Here is a 13,970-nt window from a genome sequence, read left to right on the forward strand (position 1 = left end):
CCGCGCCGTCCAATTCAGCCCGCGCCCTGCCGTTCCGACCGGATGTGCGCGAGCACCGCCAGGACGCGGCGGTGCGAGTCTGGCGAGTCGCGCAACCCCAGCTTGGCGAAGATCTGCGCCACATACGCTTCGACCGCGCACTCGGTGATCGTCAGCCGGGCCGCGATGGCGCGGTTGGGCAGGCGCTGCAGCCACACCGCGCTGCCGAGCGACAGGAGGATTGCCCCTATCTGCCAAGATCAACGGTGCTCGCAAGAGTCGTCAGAACCGCGCAGAACCCGGCTCAGCCTGGTTGCCGTGACCAGCGGGAAAAGACAAACCCACAGGTGAGAACCTTATAACCGGTCCGGTTCGATTTCACGTCACCCGCTCCACTACCTCAATGACGCTCGGTCATCCCAACGCTCCCATCAGCCGTCCATGGTCGGCCGCCGACGGCTAAGCTCGGTAGCAGATGCCTCGGCTCGCTTACCACGTCAGGGCACCTATCAGCGCAAGGAGGTAGCGGCATGACCGCCCAACCGCACGAACTGATCAGCGTTCGGACGCCTGAACAGATCGTGGAGTCTCTGAAGGCCGATCGGAGTCCGCGTAACATCCGTGCTTGCCTTCCTCCTACCGATCGCGACTACTTCGACAGGGACTACCGGCGGGCCATGACCAAGGCCACCGAGGAACTAGACCTCGCGCCTGTCAACACCCTGCTCACTCATTGGTGGCACATGGCCAGGATGAAGGCGACTGGGGAGTACGAAACGGTCCTGGAACACGGCGCTCGCATCCAAGAGCAGATCGAACGGGGCGAATACGTCCCGGGGAGACCGCTGCGGGAGGTTATTGCCGAACGAGCATCCGAACTCGGCGTGCAACTCGACCTTTAGATGTACACGGTTGGCAAGAGCAAGCAGGTAGACGAGCAGATCGCTACCCTTCCCGCCGAAGCGCTCGCAGCGTTCCACGAGGTGACTGTGTTCCTTCAAGTCGCGCCTTGGAACGGCAACCCCTTCATAGGAGAACGGCCCGACGCCCCGATGCGGACCCAGACGTTCGGTGGTGGCGGTTCGGGCATGGTTACCTACCTGACGTCGAGTACCGACGCCTGGTGGAGATCATTCAAGTTGCTTGGTACGACTGAGCGCCACAGAAGACAGACGTGCCCGTTGCGTGCCCGTCCGCTCGGCGATCAGCGATCAGCGGGGACCTAGGGCACGGGGGCCGACGCCGTCCGGATCGCAGAGCCATGCGCCGTCTTCCACGGAGTGTCCTCCGGCAGGTCGAATTGTGCAAACCACTCCTCCCGGGTTTTGAAGGGAGCGGGGGGAGGCTCGTCGACATACCCCAGTGCCGTCTTCCAGAACTGGGCGAGGAGCTGAGCGTTCGTACGGTCAAGGGTCAGATCGATTCTGGCTGCCATGACAGGACCGTACTGCGCGCCTCTGACAGTCGCGGCTGGGCCGTGTCCTTGAGAAACCACCCCTGGCCGTGGCTGCATCGCCTTGAGCCTTCCGGGCAGGACTTCGGCTGATCGGCCTCAACCGCGGGTGCCTGGGCCGGTGTCGCGGACCAGCAGAGCTGCCTGGACGCGGTTGGAGCAGTCGAGCTTGGCCAGGATCCTGCTTACGTACGTCTTGATGGTCGTTTCGGTCATGCGCAGCCGCCGGCCGATCTCGGCGTTGGACATGCCCTCGGCCAATAGGTGGAGGACTTCCGACTCGCGGGGCGTGAGCGCCGCCAGCCGCTCGGCCGCTTCCCGCCGGCGCCGGGCGTCTATGGGCGTGACCATGCCCAGCACCAGCCGGGTCACCTCGGGGGACAGGTAGGCGTCACCGACATGCGCCGCCCGGACCGCGCGGATCAGTTCGTCGGGCGTACAGTTCTTGAGCACGAACCCGGCCGCGCCGTTCTGCAGCGCGCGCAGCACGTTCGGCTCCGCGCTGAACGAGGTCAGCACCACGATCCGCAGCACGGGCACCTGCCTGCGCAGCTCCTCGATCGCGCTCAGCCCGTCCAGCACCGGCATTTTGATATCGATCAGCGCCACGTCGACGCGGTGCCTGATCGCCTCGTTCACGGCCCCCCGGCCGGTTTCGGCCTGGGCGACGACCTCGATGTCGGCCGCCGATTCCAGCACGGTGCGGATGCCGGCTCTGATCAGCGGCTCGTCGTCGGCGACCAGAACCCTGATCACCTCAGCGCACTCCCAGCAGCATGCTCGCGGGCAAGAGTGCGAACATCAACACCGCGGTGGCGAACCCGATCACCACCGTACGGATGTGTCCGACCGCGGGCAGGTCATCGTCGTCGGCCGTCTCCCCTGGCGAGCTTACGAGCCGGACTGGAAGCTCTTCGGCGACGGCGGGCAGCATCGCGACGAGCCGGAACATTCCATCGGAAATGCTGTGATCCAGGACCCCGCCTACCGGTCGTACCCGCTCGCCCAGCCCGGACAGGCCGTGCCGGGCCCCCTCGGCAGCCGGGAGAACCGGATGGTCTTGGAGCGGATTGGCGACGGTGAGCAGCAGCGTGTCCGGCTCCCACTCGACGCTCACCGTGATCGGCTGGTCAGGGGCGTGTTTGGCCGCGTTGGTCAGGCCTTCCTCGACCACTCGGTACGCCGCCTGCCCGGCCGCAGGGGACAGCAGCCGCGGCTCTCCGCGCTGCCGCAGCGTCACTGTCACTCCGGCCGCCTGGAACTCCTCCACCACCGTGCCGATCGCCTCCACTCCAGGCGACCGCCCTGGCGTTTCATCCTCTGCGCGAAGCACCCCGACCAGCTCGTACAACTCATTCATGGCGCCACGCGCCGCCTTCGCCAGTTGCTCGACGGCCTGCCGCTGCTGCGGCGGCAGCGGCGACACCTCCAGCGCGGCCGCCTGGACTGACACCAGGCTGAGCCGGTGACCGAGGGAATCGTGCATGTCTCGGGCGATCCGCAGCCGCTCACCCAGCCGCTCCTGCTCGACAAGGAGCTCCCGCTGGCGGCGGAGCTGCCGGTTGTGCTGATCGAGTGCCGACACCAGCCGCTCATGCTGGGCGAGGTATCGGCCGGCCAGCAGCGGCAGCGCCACGAACACGACGTACGTCGAGACAATGCGGGGAATCGCCTGCGGCTCCGCCGACTCGGTCACGAACTGTACGCCGAGGCCGCCCAGCGCCGCGCCGACGACCATGGCTGTGTCCGACCGCGACAGGACAGCATGACCGGCCTGGTAGGCGGCCCAGAGCAGCAGGACAAACGACCCACCGGTCAGCGAGGCGAGCACCAGCGCGGCGACGAACGCAGCCATGGGTGTCCGGTGTCCCAGCGCGATCACCATCGCGACAGCCAGCGCGTAGATCGGTACGCCCCAGAGGGGCAGACCACCCGGGTGCCCGGCCATGAGCGCGGTGTCCGCGACAACCACGACAGCGACGAGAAGGTGTCGGGTCATGGTCACCAGGCTACTGCTCGGCCGCCGCGTCAACTTTGGTCGGCGCAGACCGGCGACTTTCGAGGACTGCCCGCGGCCGGCCCGGCTCCTACGGTGAGCCAGGTGATCGAAGTGCGGAACCTCAGCAAGAGATACGGGAAAGCTGTCGCGGTCGACGAGCTGTCCTTCACGGTGCGGCCCGGCCAGGTAACCGGGTTCCTCGGGCCGAACGGGGCCGGCAAGTCCACCACGATGCGAATGATGCTGGACCTCGACCGCCCCACCGGAGGTCAGGTCCTCATCGACGGCAGGCATTACCGGCGGCTGCCCGAGCCGCTGCGGCACGTCGGCGCCCTGCTGGAGGCCAAGGCTGTGCACGGCGGCCGCAGCGCGTACCACCATCTGCTGTGGCTGGCCCAGAGCAACCGGATCCCCAAGGCGCGGGTGCGGCAGGTCCTCGCGCTGGTCGGACTGGAGCACGCCGCCAGGAAACGGGCCGGGACCTTTTCCCTCGGCATGGCCCAGCGGCTCGGCATCGCCGCGGCACTGCTCGGAGACCCACCGGTGCTTCTTCTGGACGAACCGGTCAACGGGCTCGACCCCGAAGGCATCCTTTGGATCCGGAACCTGATGAAGGGATTGGCCGCGGAGGGCCGCACAGTGTTCGTCTCCAGCCACCTGATGAGCGAGACGGCGCTCGCCGCGGAGCACCTCATTGTGATCGGCCGCGGCCGGCTGCTCGCCGACACCAGCGTGCGGGAGTTCATCCAGGAAAACGCACGCTCGTATGTACGGATCCGTACGCCCGAGCCGGAGCGGATGCGCGACGCCCTAACCGGGGCCGGCATCAGAGTGAAGCAGACAGCCGATGGCGCGCTGGAGGCATACGAGACGGAGGCCGCGAAGATCGGCGAACTCGTCGCCGCCAACAGCCTGACGGTGCACGAGGTCAGCACCCAGTCGGCTTCGCTGGAGGAGGCGTTCATGCGGCTTACCAGCGACGCCGTGGAGTATCGGGCCGGAGGTCTGCAGCAGTGAGCAGAACCTCCCCACGAGCGGTCCTCACCGCCGAATGGACCAAGATCCGGACTGTGCGGTCGACGGTGTGGACGCTGCTGCCGACGTTGGTCCTCAGCGTGGGCCTCGGCTTCCTGGTCGGGCTCAGCTTCCGTAACGGCTTCTCCCACATGTCCCGCGAGCAGCAGGAGACCTTCGACCCGCTCTTCGCCACCTTCTACAGCCTCACCCTCGGCCAGCTTGCCCTGGTGGTGTTCGGGGTGCTCGTCATGAGCAGCGAATACAGCTCCGGGTCGATCCGCGCCTCGCTCGCGGCGGTGCCGCGGCGCGGCCTGTTCTACGGCTGCAAGCTGCTCGCGGCGACATTGCCGGTTCTCGGCGTCTCGCTGGTCACCGTGCTGGCCACCTTCTACACGGCACAGGCGGCGCTTGGCCCACACCGCACCCCGCCTGGCTCGGACGGTGCACCCCAAGCCATTGTGGGGGCCTGCCTCTACCTGACACTCATCTCCCTGTTCGCCACGGGTGTGGCGGCAATGTCGCGCAGCTCGGTGCGCTCGCTCGCGATCCTGCTCCCGCTGCTCTTCCTTGGCTCACAAGGGCTCGGCAACGTCCCGAAGGTGAAGACCGTCGCGCAGTACCTGCCGGACCAGGCCGGCATGGTGATCATGCATCTTGCCGGCCCGCCGGGTGACCCGCGCTTCGCCCGCCCCTACGGCCCGTGGACCGGACTGGGTATCGTCGCGCTCTGGACCGCCGCCTCGCTTATCGGCGGCTACCTGGTCCTGCGCCGCCGCGACGCTTGAACGGTCGCGACAGGTGCCGCCGCGACGGAGGGGGCAGCGCCCCTCGGCCGGGTGCCGGTCAGCCCCCGGCGAGGTGGAGGCCACACCTGTCGGGCCTCCACCTGCTTCTCCGGGCTGATCACTCGAGCGTGCCTGGACCGTTCTCCTCGATATGGCCGTCGGCCAGGCGGCCGACGCGGGAGAACGGCGCGCGCCACATCGGATACATGACCGGACCGTCGGGCAGCCGGACCAACTCCGGCATGTCTACGTAGCCGTGCCGGAGATAGAGCCGGCGGCTCGCCTCACTGCTGGCCTCCAGGTAGGCCGGCATCCCCTGGGCGTCGAGCCGCCGGTGGTGCTCCTCCAGCAGCAGACTGCCGAGGCCACGCCCGGTCTTCCCCCGTACCAGAGCGATGAATGCCAGGTAGTGGTGCGGCTCGGTCGGGTGGAGCTTGTCCATCTGCCGGCCGAGGGTGTCGTACCTATCGGCGTATTTCCCGGCGAAGGAGGCGATCGCCTCCTCCTCGCCCGGGATCTCCGGGAACGGCGCGGTGAACCAGACCGCGACCCCGGCGAGCTCGCCTGACTCGTGGATCCCGTAGACGTCGCCGTGGTCGAGCGCGTGCGCGACGTACATGGTGAAGAACCGCAGCTGGATCGGCGGCCGATCCTGCGCCGGAGGGATGAGCCAAGTGCTGATCGCGTCGGAGCCGAACGTGTCGGCGATGACCGCGCCGGCCACGGCGGCGTCCGTCATCCGGGTGATCTCAGCCGTCACTTTGAGCCTCCCGTGACGGCCTGCGCGCCGAAGCCGATGTTGGCGTACACCTCCGGCCTGGTCGCCTTCAGCACACGAGCCCACACGACGCCGAAGACGATCGCGACGACGAAGATGCCGGGCAGGATCCAGCGAAGGACCGAGTCGGGCGCGACCCCCAGGACCGTGTCGAAGTTGATCAGCGTCAGTCCGATGATCACACATAGCGCCAGGGCCGCCAGGGCCGGGGCGACGCGTGTCCGCCACGCCGTCTCCCCCGAGGGGTTCTTGGAGAAGAACACGATCACCGCGATCGAGGTGACGGCGAGCAGGGCCAGCAGCCCGAGGCCACCGAACGCGCCGAAAGTGAAGAACAGTTTCGTGACCGGATCGAGGCCGGTGATCGCGTAGACGGCGATCACAATCAGCCCGAGCGCCGTCTGCAGCAACGATCCGGCCACCGGAGCGGCGGTGCGGGCCGAGGTGCGCCCGAACACCGGGGGAAGCACGTTTTCACGGCCCAGGGCGAAGATGTAGCGGGCCGTGGTGTTGTGGAAGGCGATCATGCAGGCGATGCTGCTGGTCACGAACAGCACGGAGCCGATCGCCGCGACGGTGGAGCCCAGATGGGCGGCCGCCTGGTTGAAGACGAGCACGGGCCCCTGTTCGGACGCCGCCTTGACGATTCCGTCCGGCCCGGTCGGCACCGTCTGGGCCCAGGCGGAGATCGCGTACAGGACCGCGATGATCGCGATGCCCAGGTAGGTGGCGACGGGGACGGTCCTGTCGCGGTCCCTGGACTCCTCGGCGAAGACCACCGACGACTCGAATCCGGCGAACCCCGCGACGACAGTGGCGAGCGCGGCGCCCACACCGGGCACGAACAGCGAGCCCGGGGTGAAGCCCTCGAAGTTGACGCCGCTCGGGGCGGCGTGGAACAGGTCACCGATGTCGAACACCAGGACGACGGTGATCTCGCTGACCAGCAGGACAGAGAGGACCTTGCCGTTGACGTCCACCCGCAGCAGGCCGAGCAGGCCGGTCAGCGCCCACGCCGCCAGCGCGATCACCCACCACGCGGGCGAGGCGTCGAACCAGTCGCGGAGCAGCGGCTCGGCCGCCGACCCGATGATTCCGTAGAGGCCAAGCTGCAGCGCGTTGTAGGCCAGCAGTGCCACCCACGCGGTCACCACCCCCTGCGTCCGGCCGAGCCCTTGGGCGGCATAGGCGTAGAACGCGCCCGCGTTCACGACGTGCCTGGCCATCGTCACGTATCCGACAGCGAAAAGCGCGAAGATCGCGCCCAGCATCAGGAACGCGAACGGCACACCGATGACGCCCGTCACCGCGTACGCCGTCGGGACCGAACCCGCGACGACCATCAGCGGCGCCGCCGCGGAGATGACGAAGAACACGACCGATGGGATGCCGAGCCGATCGTTGGCCAGCGCGCCGGACACGGCGCTGGGTCGTTGCTCTGTGAGGGACATCCGGAAACTCCGTTAGATGGGGGGTGGGGGTCGCCAACGGTTGATCACACGGCTTCGCCGACGGCGACCTCGGTCTGAACGATGAGTCTCTGCAGCGGTACGGGGAAGCATGGCGATCGTGGCGGCCGCGAACGCGGGATCGCGCTCCCGCAGAGCCCGCTGGGCACCGCCGGTGGCGACGACAAGCCCGACGAGAGCCCAACGACGAGCCCGTGGAGGACGCGGTCACCGGCCCCGGGCGGCCTGCCCCGCTGGACGGCGAGGGTTAGGCGGGCGAGCGGCCACGCGGCCGTGTTGGCATTCACGGGGGCCGCGGGCTTGAAAGATCACCTTTAGGCACGAACCGCGATGATATAGGCGAATTGTTCAATCTGTCATCGATGAAAAAGTTTCGGATCGTCCGAGAAACAGTCCGCCCTCAATCCCCCAATGGCCGGATATATGCTGAGATGTTATCCTTCCGACCTAATGCGGACAGCGACCAGCGCGGAAATCACGGCTCATGGTCACTCGGCCGGCGTATATCCGGCTGCGCGAGTCTCCATGCGTGACCCGCTTCCCACCGGCGCCGATAGCGCGCGGTCGGGGGCGGAAGACGATTACTTCGGCAGCACGCCGATTTGCTGCAGTACGGCGAGCACGTCGTAATAGTCCGTCTGCCGCCTGATCAGGCCGTCTTCGGTGAACTCCATGAGGCTCAGCCCGCGGTTGTCGATGCGGCTGCCTCTGGCGGCGCTTTCCGGCAGGTGCGGGAAGTTGCCCAGCAGGGTTCCCGTCCCGTTCCAGGGCACGGCTGCCCGGCGGTCCGCGATGACGGCCTCGCCCATCTCGACATGGGTGTCCGGACACGCCTCGACCCATATCCGCATGAAGTCCGCCAGCTCCTTGCGTCCCTTGAAGGTCCGCCGAAGGGCGATGTCCTCGAAGACGGCGTCCTCGGTGTAGCACTCCGCCCAGCGCTCGGCGTCGTAGCTGTTGAAGGTGGCGAACCACTTCTCGATCGTGTCGGCCGGATCGTTCGTCATCGCCTTGCCTTCTTTCCGGTGAGGGGCTTTCGCTGAGCCGAGCCGTACAGGGCTGGGGGAAACGGGCGATCAGGGGCCTACCATTCGCGATCGATCAGGAGAGCCGAGAGCTCCTCGAGATCCTCACGCGCGCCCCCGGCGACGGAAGAAGCTGCCAACGACCTGGTTGGCCTCGAGAAACATCTCCTCGATGGCGTCTCCCCGTGATCCGACATCAGCTCCGAACAGCGATCGGATGTCGCCTGGTGGGCGGCTCTCGGCCGCACGCCGAAAGAATTGGCCGGCGGGTGCCGGTGGACTTCGCGGATGAGCCGCGGCACAACGCGATCCGCGTCATTCACGCGGAGATTTTCTACAAATGGCTTGGCACGGCTGCGGGGAGGGCAGTGGTCTCACGGCCGGCGGCTCGTCAATGAGCCGATCCGTCAGGCAGGGCCGCACGTTCGATCGCCTTCTCGACGCCCCCTACGCGGTCGGCGAGGAGACCGATGGCGCCGACGGCCCGGGAGACGGGGTCGTCTCCGTCCCCGCCCAGGGCCTTGGAGCGGAGGTAGCCGGATTTCACCTCCGCCCAGCGCCTGGCCTGGTCGGCGGTCATCGTGCCGCGCAACTCCGCCAGCTTGAGCAGGTTGGCCTCGGCCCCTGAGGCGAGAGTCTGGGCCTCCCCCAGGTAGTGGTCGTCGATCACCGCGTGGAGTTCGCCGTCGTTCATGACCGGAGCTATCCGCTCGGCCAGCTTGTTCATGTTCCGGTACGACCCCTGCAGCTGGAAGGGGGGCTCCGTGCGAGAGGCATCGGACTGGGCGGCCGACGCGATGTACGCCTCGTTGATCGCCAGCACGACTTCCTGGACCCGCAGAAGCTTGTCCAGCACCGCGAGGATCTGGTCGAGCTCGACTCTGGAATAGGGGTGGCTCAGCTGGTCGGCGCGCACCCCCGAATCACCTCGTGCCAGCCGTACCAGCAGTTCGACGTCGGCGCGGTCCCGCGTGGAGAGCGGCGCGAGAACGGGATTGGAAGTCAGCGCGTTCTCTATGTAACTCAGCGCGAACAGTTCCTCCTTGCCGGACAGCACGTCGCCGAGGTTCCACACGTCGGCACGGTTGGCCAGCATGTCCGGGATGCGGAACCGCCCGCCCGACTCGGTGTACGGGTTGCCCGCCATGCAGACGGCGAAGCGCTTGCCGCGCAGATCGTAGGTCCGGGTCCGGCCGTTCCAGACGCCCTCCATCCGGCGCTGCGCGTCGCACATCGAGATGAACTTCTGCAGCAGCTCGGGAGAGGTGTGCTGGATGTCGTCCAGATAGAGCAGCACGTTGTTCCCGCATTCCAGCGCGAACGAGACCTTCTCGATCTCCTGTCGCGCGGTGGCGTCCGGCGCCTGCGCCGGATCGAGCGAGGTGATCGCGTGGCCGAGTGACGGGCCGTTGACCTTGACGAACACCAGACCCAGCCGGCTCGCGACGTACTCCATGAGCGTCGTCTTGCCGTACCCCGGCGGGGAGATGAGCAGCAGGAGCCCCATCTGATCGGTGCGCTTGGCCTCCCCCGCCGCGCCGAGCTGCTTGGCCAGGTTGTCACCGATCAGCGGCAGGTACACCTCGTCCAGCAGCCGGTTGCGCACGAACGCGCTCATCACCTTGGGCTGGTATTCGCCGAGCCGCAGCCGCGCCCGCTCGCGCTCGATGAGTTCGTTACGCCGCCGCTGGTAGGCCCGGTAGGCGGGCACCCGCTCGGTCCGGAACCGCCGGGTGCGGGTGAGCGTCTCGTCGAGGCGCAGCCCGAGGCTCCGCCCGGACAGCCGGGGATGCGCGCCCAGCAGACGCTCGACGGTGGTCGTCAGCGCCGCCGACGAGTCGTACCGCGGGACATCACACAGCTGTACGGCGATCGCCTCCGCGAGGTCTCCGGCCTGTACAGCTCCCGCTTCCGCGTTCTGTTCGCCGGATTCGCGCAGGAAGGACGTGCGCAGGAAAGCCGCCAGCCAGGCCTCCGCCAGCTGATACCGGACTCCCAGGGCTCCCGGGACTCCCGGGACTCCCGCGGCGTCCGGATCATCGTCCAGGGCGCGCAGATCGTCCTCGAACTCCTTGAGGGAACCGCCGAGTGCCGCTCGAAACCTCCCCAGGATGCCTCGGGCGGCGGCGCTGGTGACGAAGCCGGAGGGCGAGCTCGACAGCTCCTCGAAGAGGTACTCCCCCGCGAGGCCGGTCTCACCGCCCGGCAGTCCGGCATCCCGCAGGAAACCGGCCATGGCCGACGCCAGTTCGGCTCGGATCTCGCCGATCGCGTCCATCCGAGGCTGCGAGAGCCGGGCCACCTCCGCCCCATGCCCGAACGCGCCCCGGGCCCGGGCCAGTGATCGGGCCCGCGTGGTCCAGGCCCTGCGGGCGGCCTCCGCCGTACCGAACGTCCAGAAGAGCTGTGCCGCGGCCCGCGCTTCGGGCGGGAAGCGCAGCAGACCGGCTCCCGTGTGGAGGCGGAGCAGGGCATCGAGGATCGCGGCGGCGTCCTGGTCATGGACGCCGCGCTCGTAACCCTCGTCGTAACGCGTCTCCGCGACGCGGCGCACCACCCCGAGCAGACCGCCGTCGGCGAGCGCGGCCGCGTGCAGAGCGTCGAGAGACAGTCCCGCGCCGCTGACGGCATCGGCCCCCGCGAGGCCGCCGGCCTCCGCTTCGGCGAGGATCGAAGCGGCGAGATGTTCCGCCCGATACACGTCGGCGGACTCGGAGACGAGCAACTGGTCCCAGAACGGCCGGGTCGCCTCGAACGACTCCTCGTCGACAGGCGACCGGTAGTCGGTCCCGGTGATGGCGAACGCCATTCGCCCGTCCAGGGGAACGAGCGTGAGGTCGAGCGGCTGGGTGTTGACGGCGAACCGGTGACGGCCGAGGCGGATGGTCGTCCCGGCGTCGGAGTAGAGGTCGACGCGGTCGCGCAGGGCACGGCCCGCGTCCAGGCGGGCCGACTTGATCCGGCCCTCCAGCTCTTCGGCCCGGACCTGGTCACCCAGCGAGCGCAGCTCATCGGCGACCGTTCGCAGCTTGGCCACCATGGGATCGGAGGCGAAGTAGGTGTTCACCTCCTCGATCGACTCGAGGCTCACAACACGCCGTCGCACGCTGCTCAGGATCCGGTCGGCGGAGACCGCCAGCCTGTCGGCCCGGCGCGCGCGCTCGTCCAGCAGCGCCTGCTTGCGTGAGGAGAACGCCTCGTAGACGTCCTCCCGCTTCTGCTCCAGCCGGGCCACGAGGTCGTCGAACTCCCCGAAGCGAGACCCCAGGTTCTCCAGTTGGAGCAGCAGTCGGCCCAACTGCTCGTCGCAGTGCTCGGGGGTGTCCGCCACCGCGAGCGCGCCGGTTATGGTCTGGCCGAGCACGGCGAACTCGGCGGCGAAGCCGGCCCTTCCTTCGGCCGCGAGCAGCTCCCCGCGTTTCGCCGCGAGAGTGGCCCGGGCCCGGTTGATCCCGCCGAGCACCTCCCCGATCCGTTCCAGAATCGCGGTGCGCACGGTGACGTCGGTGATCTCCAGGGTGCCGACGACCTCGGTCAGGATCGCCAGCCCCTCGCCCTGCTCCACCAGCCGCTCCGAGATCGGCGCGGACTCCGCGACGGTCCTGATGGCCTGGGCGTCCGAGGTGAGCCGTTCCACGTCGGCGTGGTAGCCGGTGAACGCGTCGTCACGCTGGAGGAACGCGACAGCGCGCTGCGCGGCCGCGGCGAGCTCGGTCTCGAGGTGGCCGGCCAGCGCGTCGACCCGCTCGGTGTCGATGTAGCGCAGCTCCCGCAACGTCGCGAGGCGTCCCTGCGCACGCCGCAGCTCAGCGAGCTGCCGCACCCACGCGTCAGACGTCATGGGCGACTCGCCGCGCGCCTGCCGTACCAGCGACTCGATCCGCGCGGCGGCCTCGTCCAGCTCGGACGCCGCCTGGCGGGTGAGCGACTGGACCTTCTCGAACTCGTCCAGCACCTGCTCGGCGGTCGCCCTGACGTCGGCGAGCGGCGAGCGGAGATCGTGGTCGTTCAGCCAGTGGTAGTGGTCGAAAGCCCGGACGCATGCCGCGATCAGCGCCTCGAAGACCGGCACCGACGGCGCCATCTCCTCGACCATGCGGACGACGGACAGGCAGTCCGAGACCCCGCGCACCAGCTCGGCGTTGCCGATGCGCTCCAGCGGCCCGGCGCCCACCGGCTGGGCCGCGGCGAAGGTGTCCGAGACGTACGGCGTCTGCCATACCTGCATGGGATGGACGCGGGTCGGCTCGTCACCGGTCGCCCGGAACACCACGAGGGTTCCGTCGTCGAACAGCGAGTAGCCGTGGCACGGGATCGGGTTGGCGACCTCCTTGCGGATCACGTTGTACGGCAGCAGCAGCGTCCGGCCCTCCGCCCTCGCGTGGAAGACGTAGAGCACGTCCTCCCCGTTGGGTGAGCGGATGACGCGCTCGAACTCCAGGCTGGCGACGTCCGTGTCGAAGGTCTTCGCCGTACCGGTGGCGAGGTAGTAGCCACCGGGGAAGATGATGCCCTGGTCTTCGGGTAGCCGCTGGCAGGCCTGTCCGATGCCGTCCAGCCGGACCACGCCTCTGGTCCTGGTGTTGAACACCAGGTGCCGCCACTCGGCCTCGTTGTAGGGCCGGATGCGGAGCAGGATCAGCGGACCGACCCTGGCATAGTGGACGTCCGCGTCCGCCAGGCTCTGCAGCGGCTCGACGACGGGCTCACGGTAGATCCCCTCACCGGTCTCGGTGTTGTTCTCGACCTTGACGGTGAGGTCGCCGCCCACGGTCTCGACGAACACCTCGTCGCCGATCGAGATGTGCGGGTGACGGCCGAGGACGTGGTCGTCCCTGGTGGTCGCCGTCCACTCGAAGTCGTGCGACGGCGGGAAGACGTGGTCACGCTCGCCCCGGTTGTCCAGGTAGCTGACGGAGCCATCGGTTCCGACGCTCCATCGCAGCACTCGGATGTCCTGCGGGCCGGTCTGGAAGACGGCCAGCAGCCGGCCTTCCAGCCGGCGCAGCTGCGTCAGCCGGGTTTCCTTGTAGTACCGGTACAGTTCGCCGAAGTCCCGCTCGAACTGCTGGTCGTCGAGCAGCAGGGGGGCGTCGTCGAACCGGAAGGCGTCGCCGTCGCGGATGAAACGGTGACACGAGAACACGTCCCGGACGGTCGTCTCGGACTTCAGCCCGATGAACACGTTGTAGCCGAACAGCATGACCCCGCCCACCGACACGATGTCGCGGGGCACGCAGTTGTTCTCGGTGCGGATGCGCTCGGTGCCGACCAGCCGGAGCTCGGCGCCGCCGAAGACCTCCAGGCGCCGGGCGTTGAGCGCCTCGGCCCGGCGGGCGAGCTCCTTGGCCTGCTCGGACAGCCGGGACCGGAGCACCTCATAGGTGCCCGCGTCGAGCCCCGCCCGCGTCTCGATGAGCTGTGTCTCGGTGAGCTGTGTCTCGATGGCCTCTGTCACGGGCGCG

The 13,970-nt window shown here is 68.4% G+C and carries 11 protein-coding genes; 3 read left to right on the forward strand and 8 right to left on the reverse strand.

The features are described from left to right. Positions 1-14: 14 nt before the first annotated feature. Complete coding sequence (locus ABH927_RS02925; RefSeq protein WP_370017865.1) at positions 15-197, reverse strand: LuxR C-terminal-related transcriptional regulator; 183 nt, start codon at positions 195-197, stop codon at positions 15-17. Between the two features lie 312 nt (positions 198-509). Between ABH927_RS02925 and ABH927_RS02930 the strand changes: the two genes are divergently transcribed. Continuing rightward, the gene (locus ABH927_RS02930; protein ID WP_370017866.1) at positions 510-881 is read left to right on the forward strand and encodes a DUF6247 family protein; all 372 of its coding nucleotides are present in this window, start codon (positions 510-512) and stop codon (positions 879-881) included. 320 nt (positions 882-1,201) lie between these two features. On the opposite strand, the gene ABH927_RS02935 is transcribed toward ABH927_RS02930, so the two are convergent. The 3 genes from ABH927_RS02935 to ABH927_RS02945 form a co-directional block, all read right to left on the reverse strand. Further along, positions 1,202-1,414 (reverse strand): hypothetical protein, encoded by a 213-nt coding sequence (locus ABH927_RS02935; protein ID WP_370017867.1) that lies wholly within the window; start codon positions 1,412-1,414, stop codon positions 1,202-1,204. A gap of 117 nt (positions 1,415-1,531) precedes the next feature. Continuing rightward, positions 1,532-2,188: a response regulator gene (locus ABH927_RS02940; protein WP_370017868.1), complete on the reverse strand. Its 657-nt coding sequence runs from the start codon at positions 2,186-2,188 to the stop codon at positions 1,532-1,534. 1 nt (position 2,189) lies between these two features. Beyond that, positions 2,190-3,431: a sensor histidine kinase gene (locus ABH927_RS02945; RefSeq protein WP_370017869.1), complete on the reverse strand. Its 1,242-nt coding sequence runs from the start codon at positions 3,429-3,431 to the stop codon at positions 2,190-2,192. Between the two features lie 102 nt (positions 3,432-3,533). Between ABH927_RS02945 and ABH927_RS02950 the strand changes: the two genes are divergently transcribed. Next, positions 3,534-4,448 (forward strand): ATP-binding cassette domain-containing protein, encoded by a 915-nt coding sequence (locus ABH927_RS02950; protein WP_370017870.1) that lies wholly within the window; start codon positions 3,534-3,536, stop codon positions 4,446-4,448. Continuing rightward, positions 4,445-5,233 carry an ABC transporter permease subunit gene (locus ABH927_RS02955; protein WP_370017871.1) on the forward strand — a complete coding sequence of 263 codons (789 nt, stop codon included), beginning with the start codon at positions 4,445-4,447 and terminating at the stop codon, positions 5,231-5,233. Before ABH927_RS02950 ends, ABH927_RS02955 begins: the two co-directional genes overlap by 4 nt. Before the next feature lie 118 nt (positions 5,234-5,351). Here the strand turns inward: ABH927_RS02955 and ABH927_RS02960 are convergent, their stop codons facing one another. The 4 genes from ABH927_RS02960 to ABH927_RS02975 form a co-directional block, all read right to left on the reverse strand. Further along, positions 5,352-5,993 carry a GNAT family N-acetyltransferase gene (locus tag ABH927_RS02960; RefSeq protein ID WP_370017872.1) on the reverse strand — a complete coding sequence of 214 codons (642 nt, stop codon included), beginning with the start codon at positions 5,991-5,993 and terminating at the stop codon, positions 5,352-5,354. Continuing rightward, entirely contained in the window at positions 5,990-7,462 is a 1,473-nt protein-coding gene (locus tag ABH927_RS02965) for an APC family permease (RefSeq protein ID WP_370017873.1), read from the reverse strand. The genes ABH927_RS02960 and ABH927_RS02965 overlap by 4 nt, the downstream gene beginning before the upstream one ends. Before the next feature lie 599 nt (positions 7,463-8,061). Next, entirely contained in the window at positions 8,062-8,487 is a 426-nt protein-coding gene (locus ABH927_RS02970) for a nuclear transport factor 2 family protein (RefSeq protein WP_370017874.1), read from the reverse strand. Positions 8,488-8,896: 409 nt separating this feature from the next. Further along, positions 8,897-13,963: a DNA repair ATPase gene (locus tag ABH927_RS02975; RefSeq protein ID WP_370017875.1), complete on the reverse strand. Its 5,067-nt coding sequence runs from the start codon at positions 13,961-13,963 to the stop codon at positions 8,897-8,899. Between the last annotated feature and the right edge of the window lie 7 nt (positions 13,964-13,970).

The sequence above is a fragment of the Planotetraspora sp. GP83 genome, assembly GCF_041262585.1.
GTDB lineage: Bacteria > Actinomycetota > Actinomycetes > Streptosporangiales > Streptosporangiaceae > JAOEGB01.